Genomic DNA, 21,528 nt, shown 5'->3' on the forward strand with positions numbered 1-21,528 from the left:
CCGGGACCCGCACCCGCCACAGGAGACACGCATGGACCAGCGCCGCTCCAGCACCCGCCCCGCAGTCCGCACCCGCGCCGTCGCCGCGCTGGGTGCCGTCGCCCTCACCGCGACGACCGCCGTCGTCGGCGCCACCGCCGCGACCTCGGCGAACGCCGCCCCGCGCGACGACGTCAAGGTGCCGACCGCCGTCGGGTACGGCGGCGCGATCAGCACGGTGGACCCGGAGGCGAGCCGGGTCGGCCTGGAGGTGCTGCGCAAGGGCGGCAACGCAGTCGACGCGGCGGTGGCCGCGGCCGCGGCGCTGGGGGTGACGGAGCCGTACAGCGCCGGCGTCGGGGGCGGCGGGTACTTCGTGTACTACGACGCCGACAGCGGCGAGGTGCAGACCATCGACGGTCGGGAGACGGCGCCGGCGGACATGCCGAACGACGCCTTCATCGACCCGGCCACCGGGAGGCCGTACCCGTTCACGCCGGACCTGGTGACCAGCGGCGTCTCGGTCGGCACGCCGGGCACGCCCGCCACGTGGCAGACGGCGCTCGACGAGTGGGGCACCTACTCCCTGAAGAAGGCGCTGAAGCCGGCGACGCAGCTGGCGCGGCGCGGGTTCGTCGTCGACCAGACGTTCCACGACCAGACCAAGAGCAACGCCGAGCGGTTCGCGGCGTTCCCCGCGACGGCAGAGCTGTACCTACCGGGCGGGCAGCCGCCGGCCGTCGGCAGCGTGTTCCGCAACCGCGACCTGGCGGACACGTACGACCTGCTGGCGAAGCACGGCACGGACGCGTTCTACGGCGGCGACCTCGCGGCCGAGATGGTGGACGTCGTGCAGGACCCGCAGACCTCTCCGGACACCGACCTGCCCGTGCCGCCGGGATTCCTCGACCTCGACGACCTCGCGGGCTACGAGGCGCTGCTCCAGGACCCGACGGTGTCCGACTACCGCGACTTCGACGTCTACGGCATGGCGCCGTCCTCCAGCGGCGGGTCCACCGTGGGCGAGGCGCTCAACATCCTCGAGACGTTCGACCTCGCGGCCATGGACGACGCCGCCTACCTGCACCACTACCTCGAGGCGAGCGCGCTGGCGTTCGCCGACCGCGGCGCCTACGTGGGCGACCCCGCGTTCGTCGACGTCCCGCTCGACACCCTGCTGTCGGACGACTTCGCCGCCGAGCGCGCGTGCCTGCTCGACCCGGAGGCGGCGGCGACCAAGCCCGTCGCGCCCGGCGACGTGGACGCCGACGACGCGGCGTGCGGCGAGACGATCGCCCCCGCCGACTCGGACACGGAGAACGTCTCCACGACCAACCTCACCGTGGTCGACAAGGACGGGAACGTCGTCGAGTACACCCTGACGATCGAGCAGACCGGCGGCTCGGGGATGCTCGTGCCGGGGCGCGGCTTCCTGCTGAACAACGAGCTCACCGACTTCTCCACCGTGTGGGCGGCGGACGACCCGAACCGCATCGAGCCGGGCAAGCGGCCGCGGTCGTCGATGGCGCCGACGATCGTGCTGCGCGACGGCGAGCCCGTGCTGGCCCTCGGCTCCCCCGGCGGTTCGACCATCATCACGACCGTGCTGCAGACGCTGACGAACCACCTCGACCGCGGCATGCCGATCGGCGACGCGCTGGCGGCCCCGCGCGCCGCGCAGCGCAACACGGCGTCCGTCACCGCCGAGCCGGAGTTCATCGAGGCCTACGGACCGGAGCTCGAGGCCTACGGGCACACGCTCGTGCCGTCGGGCGACGCGTTCACGTCCGCCGCGGAGATCGGCGCGGCCACCGCCGTGCAGATCGGCGACGACGGCCTGCTCACGGCCGTCTCCGAGCCGCGCCGCCGCGGCGGCGGCGCGGCGATGGTGGTGGAGCCTTCCGACGGCTGACCCGGCGCCGGCCTACCCGGCGACGAGCTTGCGCAGCAGCGCCTCCAGCTGCTCCCGCTCGCCCCGCGAGAGGGGGGCCAGCAGCCCGTCCTCGAGCTCGAGGTGCGCGGGATACGCCTCGTCGATGAGGCGGCGGCCCTCCGGCGACAGGGTGACGACCCGCCCGCGCCCGTCGTCGGCCCGCGCCTGCCGGGCGACCAGTCCGGCGGCCTCCAGCCGGTCGACCCGCTTGGACGTCGCGCCGGCCGTCACCATGGTGTGCTCCGCGAGCTCCCCCGGGTGGAGCGCGAACGGTGCGCCCGCGCGCCGCAGCGCGCACAGGACGTCGAACTCGCCCTCCCCGATCCCGAACCGGCGGTAGTTCGCGACCAGGGCGGCGGTGAAGTCGTCGGAGATGCGGCGCATCCGTCCGATCACCGCCATGGGGCTCGGGTCGAGGTCGGGGCGTTCCCGGCGCCACTGCTCGACGAACGTCGCGACGCGATCGACCTCAGCCATGGAAACCACTCTACTTTCCACGGAAAGTAGAGTGGTTTCCATGGAAAGTATGTCGTGGGCACGCCGGACCTGGCTCCGCGTCCGCTGGCCCCTCGTCGCGGCGGTCGGGCCGGTCGCGTTCGGGTCGAACTACGTCGTGACCCACCACCTCCTCCCCGAGGGCACGCCCCTGTGGGGGTCGGCGATCCGCGCGCTCCCTGCGGGCCTCGTCCTGCTGCTGGTCGCGCGCCGGCTGCCGCGCGGCGCCTGGTGGTGGCGCTCGGTCGTGCTCGGCACCCTCAACATGGGGATCTTCTTCTGCCTCGTGTACGTCGCGGCCCAGCTGCTGCCGTCCAGCGTGGCCGCCTCGCTCATGTCGCTCAGCCCGATCGCGATCGCCGGCGCGGCGTGGCTCCTGCTCCGCGAGCGCCCCACGCCGCGCGTCGTCGTCGCGGCCGCCGTGGGCGGCGCCGGCGTCCTGCTGATCGTCGGCACCGCGACCGGCGCGCTCGACGGCTGGGGCATCGCGGCGTCCGTCGCCTCGATGGTGCTCTCGTCCGTCGGGGCCGTCCTCACCAAGCGATGGCAGGACGGGACGCCGGTGCTCACGGTCACGGCGTGGCAGCTCGTCGTCGGCGGCCTCGAGCTGCTCGTCGCCGCGATGCTCGTCGAGGGCGCGCCGCCCGCCCTGACCGTGTCCGAGACCCTCGCGTTCGCGTACGTGAGCCTCGTCGCCACGGCGCTCGGCTTCGTCTGCTGGTTCAGCGGGTTCCGCCATCTCCCCGCCGGGGCCGTGGGCGTGATCGGCCTGCTGAACCCCGTCGCGGGCGTCGCCCTCGGCGTCCTCGCGGGGGGCGAGGTGCTCACCGGGCTCCAGGCCCTCGGCATCGGGCTCGTGCTGGCCAGCGTCGCGCTCGTGAACGCGGCACGCCGGACGCCACGCCCCGCACCGCCCCGGGACGAGGGCGGTCAGGGCAGGGCGGCGCCGCGGGTCGCCGCCTCCAGCAGCTCCAGGACGTGCACGTAGTCGCGGCCGGTGGCGCGCGTCATCCCCATCTCGCAGGTGCGGTTGTTGGAGACGTAGGCGTCGTACCGGCCGCCGGGCCGGGCCCGCTCCCCCGCCGCGACGTCGGCGGCCTCGGCGTGCGTCGCGGCGGCGGTGAGCTCGGGGTGCAGCATGCCGCGGTCGCCGGCGAAGCCGCAGCAGCCCCATGCGGCGGGCACGACGGCGTCCTCCGCGACGGCGGCCGCGACGGCGCGCAGGTCGTCCATGGCGCCCAGGTGCACGGTCGCGCAGGTGGGGTGCACGACGACGCTCCCCTGCCGCTCGACGTCGACGCCGCGCGCCGCGAGCGCCGGCAGGACGTCGGTGCGCACGAACGTCACGGCGTCGACGACCCGCAGCCGCGCGAAGCGCTCGGCGTCCTCCCCGGAGAGGTGGTGCGGCGTCTCGACGAGGCCGTGCGTGCAGCTCGACGCGTCGCCCACGACCGGCAGCTCCCCGCCCCGCGTCGCCGTCCACAGGGCGTCGAGCACCTGCCGCGCCATCAGCGCCGCGCCGTCCGGCAGGCCCTTGCTCGCCCAGGGCGTGCCGCAGCACAGGCCCCCGATGCCCTCCGGGACGGCGAGCTCGATCCCGGCGCGCTCGCACAGGGCCCGGAGGGCGTGCTCGGCCCCGAGCGCGCTGCCGTCGAAGTCCGGCAGGCCGCGCGGGGCGGGGGCGAACAGCTCGCCCATGCACGACGCGAACAGCACGGCCCGGGGACCGCCGCCGTCGGCCGCCGGGAGGTCGTCGGACTCGCGCCGGGGCCCCGGGCCGGGCAGGTCGGCGTCGACCCGCGGCACGACGTCGGTCCCGACGACGCCGCGCGCGACCTCCGACGCGACCCGCACCACCGGCGTCGGCACCTTCTCCACCACGCCCAGCGCACCGCGCAGCACGTCCACGACCGGCCCCCACGACCCGGCGAGCGCCTCGCCGCCCCGCTGCACGAGCGCCGGGTTCGACCGCGCCCGGTGCCCCTTCATCACGGTGCCGGTGTCGATGCCGACGGGGCACGCCTCCACGCACAGGGAGTCGGCGGCGCACGTCTGCACGCCCCAGTACCGGTATGCCTTCGCCAGCTCCTCGCGCTCCCCCTCGGGCGCGACGGCGAGCTCCTTGAGCAGCGCGATGCGCTGGCGCGGCGTCGTCGTGAGGGTCCGCGAGGGGCAGCCGGGCTCGCAGTAGCCGCACTCCACGCAGCGGTCCACCAGCGGGGCGTCCTCGCCGCCGGCGGAGGCCTCGACCTTGAGGTCGCGCAGGTGCTCACGCGGGTCGTCGGTGAGGAGAACACCCGGGTTGAGCAGGCCGCGCGGGTCGAACAGGCTCTTGATCTCGCGCATGACGGCGTACAGGTCGTCGCCGTACTGGCGCCGCACGAACGGCGCCATGATGCGGCCCGTGCCGTGCTCGGCCTTGAGCGAGCCGCCGCGGCCCAGGACCAGGCCCACGAGGTCGTCGCTGAACGCCGCGTACCGGTCGAGCTCGGCGGCATCGCCGAGGCGCGGCGTGATCATGAAGTGCAGGTTGCCGTCCTTCGCGTGGCCGAACGTCACGGCGTCCTCGTAGCCGTGCCGGGCGAACAGCCCGCCCAGGTCGCGCACCGTGCCGGTGAGGTCGGGCACCGGGACGACGACGTCCTCCAGCAGCGCCGTCGCCCCGGCCGGACGTGCGCCCGCGACCGCCGTGTACAGGCCCTTGCGGACGTGCCACAGGCGTTCGCGCGTGGCGGGATCGGTCGTCAGCACCGCGGGCAGCTCCAGCGCGAGACCGTCGACGACGGCGCGGGCGGCGTCCTGCAGCGGCGCGAGCGCATCGTCGGTCGCGGCGCGGTACTCGACGAGAAGCGCCGTCTGGCCCGTGATGCCGGCACCCTGGGCGAGCGACCGCATCGACACGTCCGCCCTCGGGTCGGCCGCCGCGACGCGCAGCGAGGCGGCGTCCATCAGCTCGATCGCCTCGGGGCCGGACGCCCCCAGCGGCACGAGCGCGTCGGTGGCGCGCTCCAGCGAGTCGAAGACGAGCAGCGTCGTGGCCGCCTTCGTCAGCAGGGGCACGGTGCGGAAGGTGACGTCCGCGACCCAGCCCAGCGTGCCCTCGCTGCCGATCATCAGGTGCTCGAGGATCTTCACCGGGCTGTCGTGGTCCAGCAGCGCGTTCACCGAGTAGCCCATGGTGTTCTTCATCGCGAACTGCCGCTCCACCTCCGCGCGCATCGTCGCGCTGCCGCGCACCCGGTCGCGCAGCCCCGCCAGGCCGCGGTGCAGGTCGGGCTCCAGGGCTGCGAGGCGCGCGTCGGCGTCAGGGGTCCCCGTGTCGAGGACGGTGCCGCTCGCCAGCACCACCGTCATCGACTCGACCGTCCGGTACGCCGTGCGCGTGGTGCCCGACGACATCCCCGAGGAGTTGTTGGCCACCACTCCCCCGACCGTGCACGCGACCTCGCTCGCCGGGTCGGGCCCGAGGCGCCGGCCGTGCCGGGCGAGGTGCCCGTTGACCAGCCGCAGCGTGGCCCCGGGCTGGCAGCGCACGCGCTCCCCGCCGTCGAGCACCTCCACGCGCGCGAACCGCGTGCGGGTGTCGACCAGCATCCCCGCGCCCGACGCCTGCCCCGACAGGCTGGTGCCGCCCGACCGGAACGTCACCGGCAGGCCCCGCCGGCTCGCCTCCCGCATCGCGGCGACCACGCCGCCGACGTCGTGCGCCCGCACCACCACCTCCGGGCGCAGCAGGTAGTGCGACGCGTCGTGCGCGTGCGCCACCCGCGTCAGCAGGTCGGCGCGGAGCTCGAAGCCCGACGCCGGGCGGTCGCGATGGCTCGCCGGTGAACCCATGCGCCCAGTTCAGCAGCCCGTCCCGCCCCGCGCGACCCCCGCCCACGGCGTCGTCCGGCTTGCGAGCCTGGCACAGCGGCCGGAGCGTGGCGGAGACGCCAGGACACCAAGACACCAAGACCGGACGCACGGCGCGGAGAGGCGGGTGAGGTCGATGCAGCTGGCTCGGACGGTGGGCCGGGTCACGATCGGCGGACTGTTCGTGGCGCACGGCACGCAGAAGCTGTTCGGATGGTTCGGCGGTCCCGGTCTCGACGGGACCGAGGGGATGATGACCGCGCTCGGCTACCACCCTCCGCGGCAGCAGGCCATGACGGCAGGCGTGGTGGAGGCGGGCGCGGGCGCGATGCTCGCCCTCGGGCTCGGCACGCCGCTCGCGGCGGCCGGCCTGACCGGGGTCATGGCGTCCGCGGTCCGCGACGTGCACGCCTCGAAGGGCCTGTGGAACTCCGACGGGGGCTATGAGTACAACCTGGTGCTCGTGGCCGCCCTCGCGGACCTCGCCGAGAACGGCCCCGGCACCCTGTCGCTCGACCGGGCCCTCGGGATCGAGCGACGCGGCATCCGGTGGGGAGTGGGCGCCGTCGTCCTGGGCGTGTCCGCGTCGTTCCTCAACGCGGCGCTGAGCCGGCGGCTGCGCGAGCGGGAACAGGCGGGTCGCGAGCTCGACGACGCCGCGACGGCCTGACCGCGCCGTACTCTCGGCGGGTGCCCCCCGACGCTCCCGCGCCCGCCGTCACCGCCCGCCGGATCCTCGTCGCCGGCACGTCCGGCGCGGGCAAGACGACGCTCGCCGGACGGGTGTCGGCCGCGCTCGGCCTGCCGTACACGGAGCTGGACAGCCTGTATCACGGGCCCGGCTGGACGCCCCGCCCGGAGTTCGAGGACGACGTCTGCGCCGTCGTCGCGCAGGACGCGTGGGTCAGCGAGTGGCAGTACCGGGCGGTGCGGCCGCTGCTGCTGGAGCGCGCCGAGCTGCTGGTGTGGCTCGACCTGCCGACGCCGCTCGTGCTGTGGCAGGTCGGACGGCGGACCGTGGGGCGCAGGCTGCGGCGCACCGAGCTGTGGAACGGCAACGTCGAGCCGCCCCTGCGCACGATCCTCACCGACCGCGACCACATCCTGCGGTGGGCTTGGCGCACCCGCCGCACGCTGCGCGGCCTCGACGAGCGACTGGCGCGCGAGGCGCCGCACGTGCAGGTCGTGCGGCTGCGCAGCCACCGCGCCGTCGAGCGCTGGGTGCGCACCCTGGGTCCCCGTCCTTAGGAGCCGAACGTCTCCAGCAGCGTCGCGCGCTCCGCCTCGGTGAGGTTGGTGGCGATGAGCCTGGCGTGCAGGCCCTGGAACCGCTCGCCGACCCGGTCGACGTCGCCGTCCTCGGTCACGGCGAACAGGGCCGGCATGAAGTAGAGCGCCCGGGCCTCGCGGTTCGCCGCGGCCGTCGCGGGAGTGGCTTCCTGGGCGTGTACGAGATCGGCTCTTCTCGTCGGCCGTCGGTAGGGAGTAGGTCAGAGCGTCGAGATGCCGTCGCCGAGCATCTTGGCACCGATCACGAGCAGCAGGACCGCCATGATCACGGCGTTGTGGTGCACCATCCAGGTCTTCAGGTCGTCGAGCACCTTCGCGGCCCGCTCCCCCATCGCGAGGTAGATGACCAGCGGGGTCACGACGCCGGCGCTGGCGATCAGCGCGAAGACGACGGCGGCCACGACCTGCGCGTTCGTGTCCCCCGGAGCGGCCGCGGCGATCGCGGCGCCGCCGGACACGACGAGCAGCAGGTTCTTCGGGTTGACCGCGGACAGCAGGACGGCGAGCCCGAGCGCCTTGCCGGGCGTGAACTGGTCGATCGCCGCCATCCACTTCGGCGTCTCGGGCGCCACGCCCTCGCGGGGGCGCCCGCGCCACTGCTTGACGGCGAGCAGGAGCAGCAGCACGCCGAGCACGATCTTGACGACGCTCGCCCACGCGGGCGGGCCGCCGTCGTCCGGCGAGGACGAGCCGGCGAGGACCGCGACGAGCGCGACGACGACCAGGACCGCGACGAACCAGCCGATCAGGAACGCGGCGGCGTTGGCCTTGGCACGCCGGCTGACCAGCATCAGCACCACCGCGACGATCGGCAGCGGGCTGATGAGGACGCCCACCGCCACGGGGAGTGACTGTCCGATCGCTGCGCCCACCTGTGCTCCTTCGTCCGGGTCTGGTCCGAACGTAGGCGCGGCCGGGCGAGACCGCCTGTCGAGTCGCCCGTCGAGGTGTCAGCGCGAGGTGTCAGCGCGAGGTGTCGACCCGGTCGTGCAGGACGGCGTCGAGCGCCTCGACGATGCGGACGTCGCCGTCCAGCCAGTCGACGTCGAACAGGGTGGACCGGTCCAGCCAGCGCAGGTCGTCGTGCTCCACGAGGGGGCGCGGCTCGCCGTCGGTGACGACCGTGAGCCAGAGCCGCAGGACGTGCCGGTCGGTGATGATCCAGCCGCCGTCGTCGGGGCCGGGGAGCTCGTCGCCGAGCTCGACCCGCACCCCCAGCTCCTCCATGAGCTCGCGGTGCAGCGCCTCGACCGGCGTCTCCCCCGGGTCCACCTTGCCGCCGGGGAACTCCCACCGGCCCACGAGGTGCTCGGGCCGGCTGCGTCGTGCGGCGAGCAGGCGCGCCGGACGGTCGAGGTCGTCGACGATCGCGGCGGCGACCACGAGGCGGCGTGCTGTCATGGTCGCGAGTCTGCCATCCGGGGCCGCGCCGCCGAGGGTCGTGACCGGTGCCCGGACGTGCGAGAGCCCCGCACCGACGACCTCCCCTGTCGTCGGGCGGGGCTCGCACCTCCCGCGCTCAGCCGACTCCCACGCCGGCCTGTCGCGCCCATGCGACGGCCTCGGCCCGGTTGGAGACGCCGATCTTGCGATACACGCTGCGCACCTGCGACTTCACCGTGTTCCGGGTGACGAACAGCTTCGTCGCGATCTGCTCGAGGGTGACGTCCTCGGACAGGTTGGACAGGACCACCCGCTCGCGCCGCGTCAGCAGACGGTTCGTCACCGGGGCCATTTCGATCGTGCTCATCGTTCTTCCTCCGTCGACGGCCGTCGACCGAAGGTCGACCAGGGGAAGCCGTCATGGATGAAGATGCGAACGGGCCCCGGTCATGACGCGAAATCTCGCTGATCGCTGCCGCGCCGGGACGGCGACGGCCGGCCGCGCCCCGTCGGAGGGCACGGCCGGCCGTGTCGTCGCAGGTCAGCGCGGTTATCCCAGGCAATCAACGCATTTCAGGCCCGATGGTCACGATTCGGTCACGGGTCCCGGGAAAGCGTCAGCCCGCCTGGGCGGCGTACTCCTCGGCCGTCAGCAGGGCGCCGCGGGACGTCACGTCCACCTTGAAGAGCCAGCCCGCGCCGAAGGGGTCGGAGTTCACCACGGCCGGGTCGTCCACCGCCGACTGGTTGACCTCCACCACGGTGCCGCTCACCGGCGAGTACAGCTCCGAGACGGACTTGGTGGACTCGATCTCGCCGACGACGGCGCCCGCCTCGATCGTCGCGCCCACCTCCGGCAGCTCGAGGTAGACGACGTCGCCCAGCGCGTCGGCGGCGACGGACGTGACGCCGATCGTGGCGGGCGACGCGTCGTCCACCCACTCGTGCTCGGCGGAATAGCGGAGGTTCTCGGGGAAGTCGGCCATGGGGACTGCTCCTTCGGGGCTTTCAGGCGGATGGTCGGGACGGGTCGAGGACGATCGTCCTACGAACGCTTGTGGAGCTCGGCGGACGAGGACGATCGTCCTACGAACGCTTGTAGAACGGCAGCGGCACGACGACGAAGGGCTCCGCGCGGCCGCGGACGTCGACGGCCAGCTCGGTGCCCTCGGCGGACACCTCGGGGGTCACGTACGCCATCGCGACCGGGTAGCCGAGCGTGGGTGACGGCGCGCCCGACGTGACACGGCCGACCACGGCGCCCACCGCGCCGTCGAGACCGCGCTGCACGACGTCGTACCCCGCGCGGGCGGGGCGGCGCCCCTCGCCGCGCAGGCCGACGAGGACGCGCGCCGGCGCACTCTGGGCGCGCGCCGCGAGGGCGTCGCGACCCACGAACGGCAGCGGCGCACCGTCGGCGTCGGCCTTGTCGAGCTTCACGACGCGGCCGAGGCCCGCCTCGTACGGCGTGGTGGTCTGGTCGAGCTCGTGCCCGTAGAGCGGCATGCCCGCCTCGAGCCGCAGGGAGTCGCGCGCGGACAGGCCGGCCGGGACCAGGCCGCGCCCCTCCCCCGCCGCGAGCAGCGCCCGCCAGAGCTCCGCGGCCCGGTCAGCGGGCACGAACAGCTCGAACCCGTCCTCCCCGGTGTACCCGGTGCGCGCCACGAGCACGCCGATCCCGGCCACCGTGGCCGGCGCGGAGGCGTAGTACTTCATGCCGCGGACCGTGTCGACGTCGTCGTCGGCCGTGAGCGAGGCGACGATCTCCTCGGCCTCCGGGCCCTGCACCGCGACCAGCGCGGTCTCGGCGGACCGGTCGGTGACGAGGGTGTCGAACCCGGCCGCCCGCGCCACCAGCTCGGCCGCGACGCGCGGCGCGTTGCCCGCGTTCGCGACGACGAGGAAGTGCTCGTCGGCCAGGCGGTACACGATGAGGTCGTCGAGCACGGAGCCGTCGTCGGCGCAGATCATCGAGTACCGCGCCCGGCCGACGCCGATCGCGCTCGCGTTGCCCACGAGGGCCTGGTCCAGCGCCGCGCCGGAGCCCGCGCCCTCCAGGTGGATCTCCCCCATGTGCGACAGGTCGAACAGCCCCGCCGCCTCGCGCACGGCGCGGTGCTCCGCGAGGTCGGAGGTGTACCGCAGCGGCATCAGCCACCCGCCGAAGCCGGTGAGGCTGGCGCCCAGCGCGACGTGCTCGTCGTGCAGCGGCGTGGTCTTGTCCTGCGTCTCCTGCTGGTCCTCGGCCATCGAGGCTCCCTTCGGTGTTGTGAGCGCGATTTCGGGGACAATTCGGGGCTGCAAAGTCCCCGAAATCGCGCTCACAGCGGTCAGTGGGTGGGGGTCGGCTCCGCGTAGGACTCCAGCGGCGGGCAGGCGCACACGAGGTTGCGGTCGCCCTTGGCGCCGTCGATGCGGCGCACCGGCGACCAGTACTTCGCGCCCCGCAGGCTGGGCAGCGGGAACGCGGCCAGCTCACGGGAGTACGGGTGCGTCCACTCGTCGGCGACGACGCTCGCCGCGGTGTGCGGGGCGTGGCGCAGCGGGTTGTCGTCCACGGTCCACTCCCCCGCCGCGACGCGGTCGATCTCGCCGCGGATGGCGATCATCGCGTCGACGAAGCGGTCCAGCTCGGCGAGGTCCTCGCTCTCGGTGGGCTCCACCATGAGCGTGCCCGCCACCGGGAACGACATCGTCGGCGCGTGGAAGCCGTAGTCGATGAGCCGCTTGGCCACGTCCTCCGCCGTCACGCCCGTCGCGGCGGTCATCGGCCGCAGGTCGAGGATGCACTCGTGCGCCACCAGGCCGTTCTCGCCGGTGTAGAGCACCGGGAAGTACGGGTCCAGGCGCTTCGCCACGTAGTTCGCGGTGAGGACGGCGGCCTTCGACGCCTCGGTCAGCCCGTCCGGGCCCATGAGCGCCAGGTACGCGTACGAGATCGGCAGGATGCCGGCCGACCCGTGCGGTGCTGCGCTCACCGGCGCGATGCCGTCCTGGGCGTCCACGCCGGGCGTCGGGTCCGCAGGCAGGAACGGCACCAGGTGCGCCGCCACCGCGACCGGGCCCACGCCGGGGCCCCCGCCGCCGTGCGGGATGCAGAACGTCTTGTGCAGGTTGAGATGCGACACGTCGCCGCCGAACTCCCCCGGCCGCGCCAGGCCCACCAGCGCGTTGAGGTTGGCACCGTCGATGTACACCTGACCACCAGCATCGTGTACAAGGTCGCAGACCTCGCGCACGTGCTCCTCGTAGACGCCGTGCGTCGACGGGTACGTGATCATGATCCCCGCCACCTGCGGGCCGTGCTGCTCCAGCTTCGCCCGCAGGTCGTCCAGCTGGATCTCGCCGTCGTCCGCCGTTGCCACGACCACCACGCGCAGGCCCGCCAGAGCCGCGGATGCCGCGTTCGTGCCGTGCGCCGACGCCGGGATCAGCACGATCTCGCGGTGCTCCTCGCCCCGCGACCGGTGGTACCCCTTGATCGCCAGCAGCCCCGCGAACTCGCCCTGCGAGCCCGCGTTCGGCTGCACCGACACCCCCGCGTACCCCGTGATCTCCGCGAGCTGCGCCTCCAGCGTCGACACCAGCTCCGCGTAGCCCAGTGCCTGGTCAGCCGGCACGTACGGGTGGATGTCCGCGAAGCCCGGCCAGCTGATGGCCTCCATCTCCGCCGTCGCGTTGAGCTTCATCGTGCACGAGCCCAGCGGGATCATCGTGCGGTCCAGCGCCAGGTCCTTGTCGCTCAACGACCGCAGGTACCGGAGCATCGACGTCTCGCTGCGGTGGATGTGGAAGATCGGGTGCTGGAGGTACGGCGTGCTCCTGGTCACGGCCGCGGGCAGGTCGGAAACCCCTCGCGCGGACGCGTTCACGGGCGCCTGGGCGCCCTCCACTTCGGGAAGATCTACGTCCGCGCGAGGGCTTTCCGACCTCCCCGCTCCCTGCACCGTGTCGGCGTTCGTCAGCACCCGCGTGAAGACGGCGAGGACGGCGGTCACGTCGTCGGCGGTCGTAGTCTCGTCGCACGCGATCTGTACATGGTCGGCGTCGGGGTTGTACAGGTTGTAGCCGGCGTCTGCGGCTGCTGCGACGACACGCCCTGCCTGGCCGGGGACGACGGCGCGGACGGTGTCGAAGAAGACGTCGTTCTCGACCATGACGCCCGCCTCGCGCAGGCCGGCCGCGACGGCGGCGGCGCGGGCGTGGGTGCGCTCGGCGATCGCGCGGAGGCCGTCGGGGCCGTGGTACACGGCGTACATCGAGGCGACGATGGCGAGCAGCGCCTGCGCGGTGCAGATGTTGCTCGTCGCCTTCTCGCGGCGGATGTGCTGCTCGCGGGTGGCGAGGGCCAGGCGCAGGCCCGTGGCGCCGTCGGCGTCGGTCGAGACGCCGACGAGACGGCCCGGGAGCTGTCGCTCGAGGCCCTTGCGCACCGCCATGAACGCGGCGTGCGGGCCGCCGTAGAACAGGGGGACGCCGAAGCGCTGGGCGGAGCCGACCGAGACGTCCGCGCCGAGCTCGCCGGGAGAGGTCAGCAGGGTGAGGGCCAGGAGGTCCGCGGCCACCGTGACCAGCGCGCCGCGCTCCTTGGCCTCCGCGACCACGCCGCGCGCGTCCAGCACGCGGCCCGACGCGCCCGCCTGCTGCACCACGACGCCCACCAGGTCGCCGTCGGGAAGCGTGCCGCCCGCCGCGACGAACGCGTCGAGCCCCGCGGCCAGGCCGCCGTCGAGCCCGACGACGACCACCGGGAGGCCGATCGCCTCCGCGCGGCCGCGCGTGACCGACAGGCTCTGCGGGAACAGGTCCGCGTCGAGGACGACGTAGCCGCTCTTCGCCCGCGAGGCCCGCCACATGAGGGCGACGGCCTCGGCGACGGCCGTGGCCTCGTCGAGCAGGGACGCGCCCGCGATCCCCAGGCCGGTGAGATCCTCCACCGCCTGCTGGAAGTTCAGCAGCGCCTCGAGGCGGCCCTGCGAGATCTCCGGCTGGTACGGCGTGTACGCCGTGTACCAGGCGGGGGACTCGAGCACGTTGCGGCGGATGACCGGGGGAGTGGCGGTGCCGTAGTAGCCCAGACCGATCATCTGGCGCTTGACCTGGTTCTTCCCCGCGAGGTCGCGCAGGTGGGCGAGCACCTCGGCCTCGGAGCGGGCGGCCGGCAGGTTCAACGGGCGGTCCGTGCGGATCGACGCGGGGACGGCGGCGTCCACCAGCGCGTCGAGGCTCGCATGGCCGAGGGTGTCGAGCATCGTGGCGACCTCGCGGCCGCGCGGGCCCACGTGCCGGTCGGCGAAGACGTCGGGGTCGACGCCGGTGGGGGTGGTCGAGTGGTCCGGGAGGGTGGTCACGTCGGTGCTCCGAGGGTCGGGCCGGGCAGGCGGGGGACTGGCAGGTCCTCCCCGCTCTGTCATCGGACGCGCGCGCGTCGACCTGAGAGTTTTGCCGGTCCGCCATGGCGTCGTCGCAGACGTGACCTACGACGTCGACGGGGCGCGCCGACTTGCACCGTCGGTGGGCCCGCGCCTGCCACAAGGCGAGCGGGGCCGCTTTCCAGAGTTGCCTCGCCACGACGGTACGGATGCCTGAGAGATTCCCGGGGAGGGTTGCTCCTTCGGCGCCGGCCGGCCACCTTGCGGCGCACGGCGCGAGCTCTCCCGTCGCGGTTCGAGCGGCTATGTGGCAACCGCACCCGGGGGCGAGGCCGCGTTGTGGGGGCAGCCAGGGCTGCCGTGTGACGTGGCCGATCCTACCCGGCCGCCGCGCCGTCGCGGGCCTTGCGGGCGTCGTGGTCCCGGGTGCCCGTGGCGAACGCACCCACGACCAGCACCGCCCCGGCGAGCACCAGGTAGAGCGCCAGCAGCTGCGCCCCCGTGGCGACGTCCGCGCTGGGCCGCAGCAGCATGACCAGGCCGAGCACGATCCACAGCACCGCGTTGACGAGCTGCCAGTCCCACGACGTCGTGCGCAGCGCACGGCCGCGCAGCGCGCCGATGACGCCGACCACGCCGGCCGCGCACGCCCACACCGCCACGATCAGGTACATCACCGGGCCCGTGAGGGACGGCCACACGATGATGAGGACGCCCGCGACCAGGCTGACCACGCCCGCGATCAGGCGCCAGCTGATCTCGTCGCCCGTGCCCTGCGGGCGGCCCGACCGCTTGGTGGGGGCGCCCTCGAGCGTGAGCAGCACACCCTGGACGACGATCACCAGGCCGACGAGCCACCGCACCCACACGAGCCCACGGTCGGGGTTCGCGAACAGCACGATCCCCGCCGCGAGGTACATCAGCGCCCTCAGGTACACCAGGCCCCAGAGGCGGCGCGCGACGCCGAAGGTGCGGTCGGACAGGGGCGCGGCCCCCGACGAGCCGGCCGGCCCCGACGTCGTGTCGCTCATGCTCGCGATGGTAGGAGGGGTCCCGCCAGGTCGCGCGGCGGAGACCTGCGACGACACGGGCGGGAGCGACCCTCAGGCGAGCTCGAGGTCGCGCGTCACCTCGACCATCGCGTCGACGACGGCACGCACGGCCGGGCCGGGCTCGTGCCGCGTGGCACGGTGCCGCGCGACGATCCGGCGGGTACCGAGGCCCGCGAGGCGCGCGACCTCGACGCCCTCCGGCACGTCCCCGCCCTGGAGCGCGAGCGCGGGCAGCATGGCCACGCCCTGGTTCGCCGCGACGAGCGCGAGCGCCGTGTCGAAGTCGAAGAACCGGTGCCGCTGGCTGACGGTCGTGCCGAGCGTGCGGGCCAGGCGGCGCAGCGCGCGGTCGGACGCCGTGTCGGCCTCGGCGCCGACCCACTGCAGGTTCGCCAGGTCGTCGAGGCGCTCGGGCATGGGCAGCCCCGCCGGTACGACGACGCACCACGGCTCGTCGAGCAGCGGGACGTCGTGCACGCCGCGGGGGGCGGGGGAGTCCATGTCGGCGTCGCGCTCGAGCAGGATGACGTCGAGGTCGCCGGCGCGCAGCATGCGGATCGCCTCGGCCGGCTCGTGCTCGCGCACGTCCACCTCCACGGCCGGGTACTGCTCGGCCAGGTCGAGCAGCATGGGCGCCACGACGGCGCGGATCGCCGTCTGGAAGGCGCCCAGCACGACCGTGCCGCTCACCCCCTCGCCGAGCCCGGCGATCGCCTGCCGGGCCTCGAGCAGCTCGGCCTCGATCCGCTCGCCGGCCTCGGCCAGCACGCGGCCCGCCGGGGTGAGGGTGACGCCGCGCGGTCCGCGGTCGAGGACGGCGATGCCCTCCTCGGCCTCGAGGCGGGCGATCTGCTGGGACACCGCGGACGGGGTGACATGCAGAAGATCTGCTGCCGCGAGCACGCCTCCGGCACGGTGCACGGCAAGGAGGAAGGCAAGTCTCCGTGGGTCTGTGGCCATGTAGAGATACTAACTGCCGGTCGGAGAAGGATTTGATTGTGCTGAAGGCAGATCGTGCTGCAGAATCGTTTCGACGCCAGCCGGAGCTCTCCGGTTCCCGGGTCTCGGGAGCGGCGTCCCCCACATCCTCAGTTCTTCCTTCCCGTGGCACACCTGTGCCACGCCGACCCCCCGGAGGTGCCCGTCATGACGATCTCCCTGCTGACCGTGATTACCGCCCTCGGCTGGGCCGGCGCCATCGCCGGGCTGGTCGCCTACGGGATGGTGAGCAAGGGCCGCTGGACCGCCAACTCCTTCGCGTTCCAGATCACGAACATGGCCGGCGCGGTCGTGATGACCGTCGTCGCCGGGGTCAACGGCGTCTGGCCGTCCGCCGCCGCGAACGTGGCGTGGATCGTCATCGGTGCGCAGACGCTCATGACCGTGAGCAAGGCGCGTGCCGCCGCCCGCCGCGAGGCCGAGGCCGTGCGGGTCGAGTCGCCGGAGCAGGTCGACCTCGCCGCCTGACCGGCTCCGCCGTCGCCCGCCGCGTCAGCTGCGGCGGTGCACGACGACCGGGACGACGACCCAGAGCAGCAGGAGCACGCCGAGGACCGACGCCCCCACGACCAGGCCCGCAACCCGGTCGACGACGACGTCGAAGACGAGCATCACGGCACCCGTCATGACCAACGCCATCAGGACGATCGCCACCCTCGTCATCCTGTCGCCGCCGGTGACGATCTCCTCCTTGAGGCGGCGGCGGAACAGCGCACGGTGCAGCGCGACGGGGGACGCGAGCATCCCGGTCGTCGCGACGGACAGCACCACCAGGACCAGGTAGAGGGTGATCTGGTAGTCGTCCAGCTCCGCGAAGCGCTGCTGGAACGGCAGCGTCAGCAGGAAGCCGGTCAGGATCTGCACGCCGGTCTGCATGACCCGCAGCTCCTGCAGGAGCTCGACCCAGTTCCGGTCCGAGCGCTGCTCCGGCGTCTCTCCACGACCGTGGTCGTGCTCGGACACGTCCGTGGCGTCGTCGCTCATCCTGCCCCTCCTTCGTGGCGGGCGTCGTCGTGCCTCCGCCCGAGCTCGACGTCGACGACGACCGCGCGGTGGTCGCTGACGCCGAGGTCCACGGCGCGAGCGGCGGACGCGGCCGTCACCGGGCCGTCGGCCAGCACGTGGTCGATGCGGATCCAGGGCCGCGTGCGCGGATAGGTCTGCACGTGCACGAGCTCGCGCCAGCCCGTGCGCCGGGCCGGTAGGTCGCCGCGCGTGTTGAGGTCGCCCACCAGCACCAGCGGGCGCGGCGCGTGCCGCACCCGCCGCCGCAGCCGCCGCAGCTGCGCGGCCTTCCACGGCTCGCGCTGGGACAGGTGCGTGGCGACGACGGTCAGCGGTCCGTCGGGGGTCGCCACGGCGGCGACGACGGCGACGCGCGGCTCGTCCACGCCGAGCGGCGGCACCCCCGGGAGGTTCAGGCCCGGCAGCCGCATGGCGCGCCACGCACGGACCGGGTGGCGGCTCAGCAGCGCGATGCCGTAGCCCGCCGGGGCGGGCAGGCGTCCGTCGTCGCCCTCGGCCGAGCGCGGGGCGCGACGACGACGCCACCCGGGGTCGAGCGGCCCGCGGACCGCGGGGACGAAGCGGTGTTCCCGCATCCCGAGCGCCGCGGCCAGCCGGTAGGCCTGCGCCTCGCCGTCGGACCGGGCCTGGCCGTGGTCCACCTCCTGCAACGCCACGACGTCTGCGTCGAGGGCGGCCAGCGCGGTGCCGAGCCGATCGAGGTCCACGAGCCTCCCGTCCACCAGGGCGTGCTGGATGTTCGCCGTCACCAGCCGGATCATCCGTCCTCCGTCCACGAGGCAACCCCGCCCCGCCGAGGTAGTTCCAGGAGCCGCGAGGTAGTGCGAGCCTCCCGCAGGACGCCGTGTCTCGCACCCACGAGCGGACCTCCGGGAACTACCTCGCGGAGGAGGGACTACCTCGCGGGGCCTGGGACTACCTCGGCGTCAGAGGGTGCGGTGCCAGGCGACGATGCGGTCGACCGCGCGGGAGACGACGTCCGGCGCCGCGGCGAAGGAGAGGCGCACCCAGTCGCCCCCGCCCACGGCGTCGAAGTCCGCGCCGGGGGTGATGGCGACGTCGGCCTCGGCGAGCAGGCGGCGGCAGTAGGCCACCGAGTCGCCGCCGACGGCGTCGCGGAAGCCGGCGACGTTCCCGTACAGGTAGAACGCGCCGTCGGCGGGCGCGACGGGGCGCCAGCCGAGCTCGTCGACACGGTCCAGCAGGGTGGCGCGCGACGCCGCGTACCGTGCCACGTTCTCCGCGGCGGCGGCGTACCCGGCGGGGGAGAAGGCCGCGACGCCCGCGTGCTGGGCCAGCGCCGGGGGCGAGAGCGCGACGTTGCCGGCGAGCGCGTCGACCGGGCCGACCAGCTCGTCGGGCAGCACGAGCCAGCCCAGCCGCCAGCCGGTCATCGCCCAGTACTTGGAGAACGAGTTCACCACCACGGCACCCGATCCCGTGTACATCGCAGCGGTGGCCTGCTGTACATCGGCCGAGTAGGCGATGCCGTGGTAGATCTCGTCGCTGATCAGGCGGACGTCGTGCTCCTCGCACCAGCGCGCCAGCGCGGCCAGCTCGGCGGGCGGGAGCATCGTGCCGGTCGGGTTGGCGGGGGACGCGACGACCAGCCCGTCGAGCCCGCCCTCGTAGTACGCCTCCATGAGCTGCGAGACCGTGGGCTGGTACCGGGTGTCGGGCCCGCAGTCCAGCTCGACCACCTCGCAGCCCAGCGCGGCGAGGATGTTCTTGTACGCCGGGTAGCCCGGCCGGGCCAGCGCGACCCGGTCGCCGACGTCGAACGCGGCGAGGAACGCGAGCAGGAACCCGCCGCTCGACCCGGTCGTCACGGCAATGCGCGCGGGGTCGACCTCCACGTCGTACCAGCGCCGGTAGTGCCCGGCGATCTCGCGCCGCAGCGCGGGCACACCCATCGACTCCGTGTAGCCGAGGTCGGCCGTGCGCAGCAGCTCCGCCGCCTTCTCCCGCACCACGTCCGACGCCCCCGTGGACGGCTCGCCCGCGCACAGGTTGAGCACGTCGTGCCCGGCCGCGCGGCGCTCGTTGGCCTCCGCCAGCACCTGCATGACGGCGAACGGCGGCACATGGCTGCGACGGGAGACCTTCATACGGCCCATCATGCCGGGTCCCGCACCGCCCGCGACGGACGGTCCGCCCTAGTCTGGGAGCACACGAACCGGAGGGATGCCGATGTTCCGACGCCGCCGTGACGACCAGGGCGACCCGGCCCGCCGGGCCGCGCAGTACCAGGTGGACCGGGAGGCGGCAGCCGATGCCGCGGCCGCGGAGGAGGCCGGTGACCCCGCACCCGAGGAAGCGGGCGCCGGGCCGGGACGGGCCAAGCGCCGCATGGACGACCGCGCCCTGTGGGTGGACACGGTCGTCGACCAGGCGATCCGCCGGGGCGAGTTCGACGACCTGCCGCTGGAGGGCAAGCCGATCCCCGGGCTGCGCGGCACGCACGACCCGGACTGGTGGCTCAAGAACCTCGTGGAGCGCGAGCAGATAACCGGCGTCCTGCCTGCCGCGCAGCTGCGCCGCGACGACGCCGAGCTGGACGAGACGCTCGACCGCGAGCCGGAGGAGAAGCGGGTCCGCGAGACCGTCGAGGAGTTCAACGCGCGCGTCGTCGACGCCCGCCGACAGCTCATGGGCGGGCCACCGGTCGTGACACCCACGCGCGACGTCGAGCGCGAGGTGCAGCGGTGGCGCGAGCGTCGCCGCGCTCGCGGGATCTTCTGAGGCCGCCGTGGGCGACGTCGTCGTGGTGACCGGCCCGCCAGGCTCGGGCAAGTCCGCCGTGGGGTCGGCCCTGGCCGACCTGCTCGACCCCTCGGTGCTGCTGGAGGCCGACTGGTTCTTCGGGCGGTGGCGGACCGGCGCCGTCGACCCCTGGCGGCCAGAGGCCGCGCCCCAGACCGCGCACGCGGGCCGGGCCGCGCTCGCCGCGACCGTCGAGTTCGCGCGCTCCGGCGCCTGGGTGGTCTACGACGGCGTCCTCGACCGCGCGGCGACGACCGACCTCGCCGCCCTCGCCCGGGAGGCCGGCGTCGCCGTGCACCGCGTCGTCCTGCTGCCGCCGGTCGACGCGTGCCTCGCCCGCGTGGCGGCGCGCACGGGGCACGGCTTCGACGACCCCGGCGCCACGCAGGACATGCACGCGGCCTTCGCGGCGGACGCCGAGAGCACGGGAGACGCCGCCGTCCTGCGGGACGACGGCGCGCCGGCCGACCGGCTCGCGGAGCGCGTGCGCGACCTGCTGCGGGCCGGGGCGTTGCGGGTGCAAGTCCGGGTGCCGACCGGGGGAGCGCGGCCATGACGCGGCACGCCGTCCTGCTCGACCTGCAGGGCACCGTGCACGAGGGCGACCGGCTGGTCCCCGGCGCCGACGCCGCGGTCACCGCGCTGCGCGACGCGGGACACGCCGTCCGCTTCGTCACCAACACCGACTCGCAGGACTCGGCGTCGATCGTCGCGCGCCTTCGGCGGATGGGTCTCGGCCTGGACGCGGCGGAGCTGTTCACCCCGGTGGATGCCGCGGTGGCCGATCTCGAGGCCACCGGCGCGCGGGTGCACGTGCTCGCCACCGCTGCCGTCCGCGACCAGCTCGCCGCGCGCCTCGACGTCGTCGGGCCGGAGGCCGACCCGACGCACGTGCTGGTCGGCGACGTGCACGACGTGCTCGACTACCCCGCCCTCGACGCCGCGTTCCGCGCGGTCCTCGGCGGCGCGGAGCTGCTGGCGCTGCAGCACGGACGGTGGTTCCTGCGCGACGGCCGGCCCGCGCTCGACACCGGGTCGGTGGTCGCCGCGATCGAGCACGGCGCCGAGGTGACGGCGCGCACCCTGGGCAAGCCGAGCACGGAGTTCCTGCGGCTCGCGCTCGGCACCGTCACCCCGGCGCCGGAGCCCGGGCGCACGTGGGTGGTGGGCGACGACCGCTCGTCGGACGTCGCGATGGGGCGCGCCGCGGGCGTCCGCACGGTGCTGGTGCGCACCGGCAAGTTCGCCCGGCAGGCCGACGACGACTCCCTGCCGCGGCCCGAGCACGTCCTGGACGACGTCACCGCGCTGCCGGGGCTGCTCAGCGACGCCTGATCGCGCCGGGCACGGGAGCGTCAGCGCCGGCGGTTACCGTGACGCC

The 21,528-nt window shown here is 74.3% G+C and carries 22 protein-coding genes and 1 riboswitch; of the genes, 8 read left to right on the forward strand and 14 right to left on the reverse strand.

Annotation, left to right across the window (positions count from 1 at the left end; translation table 11 throughout):
* Positions 1-31 precede the first annotated feature (31 nt).
* Positions 32-1,891, forward strand: coding sequence for a gamma-glutamyltransferase (gene ggt / locus ABZ493_RS00380; RefSeq protein WP_430580201.1), 1,860 nt, complete (start codon positions 32-34; stop codon positions 1,889-1,891).
* Between the two features lie 12 nt (positions 1,892-1,903).
* Here ggt and ABZ493_RS00385 read toward each other — a convergent pair whose 3' ends face one another.
* On the reverse strand, positions 1,904-2,389 hold the full coding sequence (locus ABZ493_RS00385; RefSeq protein WP_430580202.1) for a MarR family transcriptional regulator: 486 nt from the start codon (positions 2,387-2,389) through the stop codon (positions 1,904-1,906).
* Positions 2,390-2,429: 40 nt separating this feature from the next.
* Between ABZ493_RS00385 and ABZ493_RS00390 the strand changes: the two genes are divergently transcribed.
* Complete coding sequence (locus ABZ493_RS00390) at positions 2,430-3,395, forward strand: EamA family transporter (RefSeq protein WP_430580203.1); 966 nt, start codon at positions 2,430-2,432, stop codon at positions 3,393-3,395.
* Here the strand turns inward: ABZ493_RS00390 and ABZ493_RS00395 are convergent.
* A complete protein-coding gene (locus ABZ493_RS00395) occupies positions 3,338-6,244 on the reverse strand; it encodes an FAD-binding and (Fe-S)-binding domain-containing protein (protein ID WP_430580204.1) in 2,907 nt (968 codons plus the stop codon). The two genes, ABZ493_RS00390 and ABZ493_RS00395, sit on opposite strands and share 58 nt — an antisense overlap.
* A gap of 154 nt (positions 6,245-6,398) precedes the next feature.
* Between ABZ493_RS00395 and ABZ493_RS00400 the strand changes: the two genes are divergently transcribed.
* Both ABZ493_RS00400 and ABZ493_RS00405 read left to right on the forward strand, forming a co-directional pair.
* Entirely contained in the window at positions 6,399-6,932 is a 534-nt protein-coding gene (locus ABZ493_RS00400) for a DoxX family protein (RefSeq protein WP_430580205.1), read from the forward strand.
* Between the two features lie 20 nt (positions 6,933-6,952).
* Entirely contained in the window at positions 6,953-7,510 is a 558-nt protein-coding gene (locus ABZ493_RS00405; protein WP_430580206.1) for an AAA family ATPase, read from the forward strand.
* On the opposite strand, the gene ABZ493_RS00410 is transcribed toward ABZ493_RS00405, so the two are convergent.
* From ABZ493_RS00410 to ABZ493_RS00450, 9 genes are all read right to left on the reverse strand, one after another.
* The gene (locus ABZ493_RS00410; protein ID WP_430580207.1) at positions 7,507-7,647 is read right to left on the reverse strand and encodes a DUF1269 domain-containing protein; all 141 of its coding nucleotides are present in this window, start codon (positions 7,645-7,647) and stop codon (positions 7,507-7,509) included. The genes ABZ493_RS00405 and ABZ493_RS00410 overlap by 4 nt on opposite strands.
* A gap of 105 nt (positions 7,648-7,752) precedes the next feature.
* Positions 7,753-8,424, reverse strand: a complete 672-nt coding sequence (locus tag ABZ493_RS00415) for a GAP family protein (RefSeq protein WP_430580208.1) — start codon at positions 8,422-8,424, stop codon at positions 7,753-7,755.
* Between the two features lie 91 nt (positions 8,425-8,515).
* Positions 8,516-8,953 (reverse strand): (deoxy)nucleoside triphosphate pyrophosphohydrolase, encoded by a 438-nt coding sequence (locus ABZ493_RS00420; RefSeq protein WP_430580209.1) that lies wholly within the window; start codon positions 8,951-8,953, stop codon positions 8,516-8,518.
* 118 nt (positions 8,954-9,071) lie between these two features.
* Complete coding sequence (locus tag ABZ493_RS00425; RefSeq protein WP_430580210.1) at positions 9,072-9,302, reverse strand: LuxR C-terminal-related transcriptional regulator; 231 nt, start codon at positions 9,300-9,302, stop codon at positions 9,072-9,074.
* 250 nt (positions 9,303-9,552) lie between these two features.
* Positions 9,553-9,921, reverse strand: a complete 369-nt coding sequence (gcvH, locus tag ABZ493_RS00430) for a glycine cleavage system protein GcvH (RefSeq protein ID WP_430580211.1) — start codon at positions 9,919-9,921, stop codon at positions 9,553-9,555.
* 100 nt (positions 9,922-10,021) lie between these two features.
* Positions 10,022-11,185, reverse strand: coding sequence for a glycine cleavage system aminomethyltransferase GcvT (gene gcvT, locus ABZ493_RS00435; RefSeq protein ID WP_430580212.1), 1,164 nt, complete (start codon positions 11,183-11,185; stop codon positions 10,022-10,024).
* An 80-nt stretch (positions 11,186-11,265) separates the two neighbouring features.
* A complete protein-coding gene (gene gcvP / locus ABZ493_RS00440; RefSeq protein WP_430580213.1) occupies positions 11,266-14,286 on the reverse strand; it encodes an aminomethyl-transferring glycine dehydrogenase in 3,021 nt (1,006 codons plus the stop codon).
* Between the two features lie 212 nt (positions 14,287-14,498).
* A riboswitch (glycine riboswitch) is annotated at positions 14,499-14,605 on the reverse strand.
* Between the two features lie 79 nt (positions 14,606-14,684).
* Positions 14,685-15,338: a DUF308 domain-containing protein gene (locus ABZ493_RS00445; RefSeq protein WP_430580214.1), complete on the reverse strand. Its 654-nt coding sequence runs from the start codon at positions 15,336-15,338 to the stop codon at positions 14,685-14,687.
* Between the two features lie 72 nt (positions 15,339-15,410).
* Positions 15,411-16,319 carry a LysR substrate-binding domain-containing protein gene (locus tag ABZ493_RS00450; RefSeq protein WP_430580215.1) on the reverse strand — a complete coding sequence of 303 codons (909 nt, stop codon included), beginning with the start codon at positions 16,317-16,319 and terminating at the stop codon, positions 15,411-15,413.
* 186 nt (positions 16,320-16,505) lie between these two features.
* Between ABZ493_RS00450 and ABZ493_RS00455 the strand changes: the two genes are divergently transcribed.
* Entirely contained in the window at positions 16,506-16,826 is a 321-nt protein-coding gene (locus tag ABZ493_RS00455; protein WP_430580216.1) for a hypothetical protein, read from the forward strand.
* A gap of 24 nt (positions 16,827-16,850) precedes the next feature.
* Here ABZ493_RS00455 and ABZ493_RS00460 read toward each other — a convergent pair whose 3' ends face one another.
* The 3 genes from ABZ493_RS00460 to ABZ493_RS00470 form a co-directional block, all read right to left on the reverse strand.
* Positions 16,851-17,342, reverse strand: coding sequence for a DUF6328 family protein (locus tag ABZ493_RS00460; protein WP_430580217.1), 492 nt, complete (start codon positions 17,340-17,342; stop codon positions 16,851-16,853).
* The gene (locus ABZ493_RS00465) at positions 17,339-18,145 is read right to left on the reverse strand and encodes an endonuclease/exonuclease/phosphatase family protein (RefSeq protein WP_430580218.1); all 807 of its coding nucleotides are present in this window, start codon (positions 18,143-18,145) and stop codon (positions 17,339-17,341) included. The genes ABZ493_RS00460 and ABZ493_RS00465 overlap by 4 nt, the downstream gene beginning before the upstream one ends.
* 165 nt (positions 18,146-18,310) lie before the next feature.
* Positions 18,311-19,492, reverse strand: a complete 1,182-nt coding sequence (locus ABZ493_RS00470) for an aminotransferase class I/II-fold pyridoxal phosphate-dependent enzyme (RefSeq protein WP_430580219.1) — start codon at positions 19,490-19,492, stop codon at positions 18,311-18,313.
* 82 nt (positions 19,493-19,574) lie between these two features.
* Between ABZ493_RS00470 and ABZ493_RS00475 the strand changes: the two genes are divergently transcribed.
* The 3 genes from ABZ493_RS00475 to ABZ493_RS00485 are packed head-to-tail and all read left to right on the forward strand — an operon-like array spanning position 19,575 to position 21,482.
* Positions 19,575-20,126 (forward strand): DUF1992 domain-containing protein, encoded by a 552-nt coding sequence (locus ABZ493_RS00475; protein WP_430580220.1) that lies wholly within the window; start codon positions 19,575-19,577, stop codon positions 20,124-20,126.
* A 7-nt stretch (positions 20,127-20,133) separates the two neighbouring features.
* Entirely contained in the window at positions 20,134-20,703 is a 570-nt protein-coding gene (locus tag ABZ493_RS00480; protein WP_430580221.1) for an AAA family ATPase, read from the forward strand.
* Complete coding sequence (locus tag ABZ493_RS00485; protein ID WP_430580222.1) at positions 20,700-21,482, forward strand: HAD hydrolase-like protein; 783 nt, start codon at positions 20,700-20,702, stop codon at positions 21,480-21,482. Before ABZ493_RS00480 ends, ABZ493_RS00485 begins: the two co-directional genes overlap by 4 nt.
* The last annotated feature ends 46 nt before the right edge of the window (positions 21,483-21,528 follow it).

The sequence above is a fragment of the Isoptericola sp. NPDC019482 genome (assembly GCF_040632295.1).
GTDB lineage: Bacteria > Actinomycetota > Actinomycetes > Actinomycetales > Cellulomonadaceae > Isoptericola.

Excerpts from the sequence above, each read along its gene's own strand:
- ABZ493_RS00395 (WP_430580204.1), bottom strand. The coding sequence starts at position 6,244 with ATGGGTTCACCGGCGAGCCATCGCGACCGCCCGGCGTCGGGCTTCGAG.
- ABZ493_RS00400 (WP_430580205.1), top strand. The coding sequence starts at position 6,399 with ATGCAGCTGGCTCGGACGGTGGGCCGGGTCACGATCGGCGGACTGTTC.
- ABZ493_RS00385 (WP_430580202.1), bottom strand. The coding sequence starts at position 2,389 with ATGGCTGAGGTCGATCGCGTCGCGACGTTCGTCGAGCAGTGGCGCCGG.
- ABZ493_RS00470 (WP_430580219.1), bottom strand. The coding sequence starts at position 19,492 with ATGAAGGTCTCCCGTCGCAGCCATGTGCCGCCGTTCGCCGTCATGCAG.
- ABZ493_RS00425 (WP_430580210.1), bottom strand. The coding sequence starts at position 9,302 with ATGAGCACGATCGAAATGGCCCCGGTGACGAACCGTCTGCTGACGCGG.
- ABZ493_RS00475 (WP_430580220.1), top strand. The coding sequence starts at position 19,575 with ATGTTCCGACGCCGCCGTGACGACCAGGGCGACCCGGCCCGCCGGGCC.
- ABZ493_RS00390 (WP_430580203.1), top strand. The coding sequence starts at position 2,430 with ATGGAAAGTATGTCGTGGGCACGCCGGACCTGGCTCCGCGTCCGCTGG.
- gcvT (WP_430580212.1), bottom strand. The coding sequence starts at position 11,185 with ATGGCCGAGGACCAGCAGGAGACGCAGGACAAGACCACGCCGCTGCAC.
- ABZ493_RS00450 (WP_430580215.1), bottom strand. The coding sequence starts at position 16,319 with ATGGCCACAGACCCACGGAGACTTGCCTTCCTCCTTGCCGTGCACCGT.
- ABZ493_RS00485 (WP_430580222.1), top strand. The coding sequence starts at position 20,700 with ATGACGCGGCACGCCGTCCTGCTCGACCTGCAGGGCACCGTGCACGAG.
- ABZ493_RS00465 (WP_430580218.1), bottom strand. The coding sequence starts at position 18,145 with ATGATCCGGCTGGTGACGGCGAACATCCAGCACGCCCTGGTGGACGGG.
- ABZ493_RS00460 (WP_430580217.1), bottom strand. The coding sequence starts at position 17,342 with ATGAGCGACGACGCCACGGACGTGTCCGAGCACGACCACGGTCGTGGA.
- ABZ493_RS00410 (WP_430580207.1), bottom strand. The coding sequence starts at position 7,647 with ATGCCGGCCCTGTTCGCCGTGACCGAGGACGGCGACGTCGACCGGGTC.
- ABZ493_RS00420 (WP_430580209.1), bottom strand. The coding sequence starts at position 8,953 with ATGACAGCACGCCGCCTCGTGGTCGCCGCCGCGATCGTCGACGACCTC.
- ABZ493_RS00445 (WP_430580214.1), bottom strand. The coding sequence starts at position 15,338 with ATGAGCGACACGACGTCGGGGCCGGCCGGCTCGTCGGGGGCCGCGCCC.
- ABZ493_RS00455 (WP_430580216.1), top strand. The coding sequence starts at position 16,506 with ATGACGATCTCCCTGCTGACCGTGATTACCGCCCTCGGCTGGGCCGGC.
- ggt (WP_430580201.1), top strand. The coding sequence starts at position 32 with ATGGACCAGCGCCGCTCCAGCACCCGCCCCGCAGTCCGCACCCGCGCC.
- gcvH (WP_430580211.1), bottom strand. The coding sequence starts at position 9,921 with ATGGCCGACTTCCCCGAGAACCTCCGCTATTCCGCCGAGCACGAGTGG.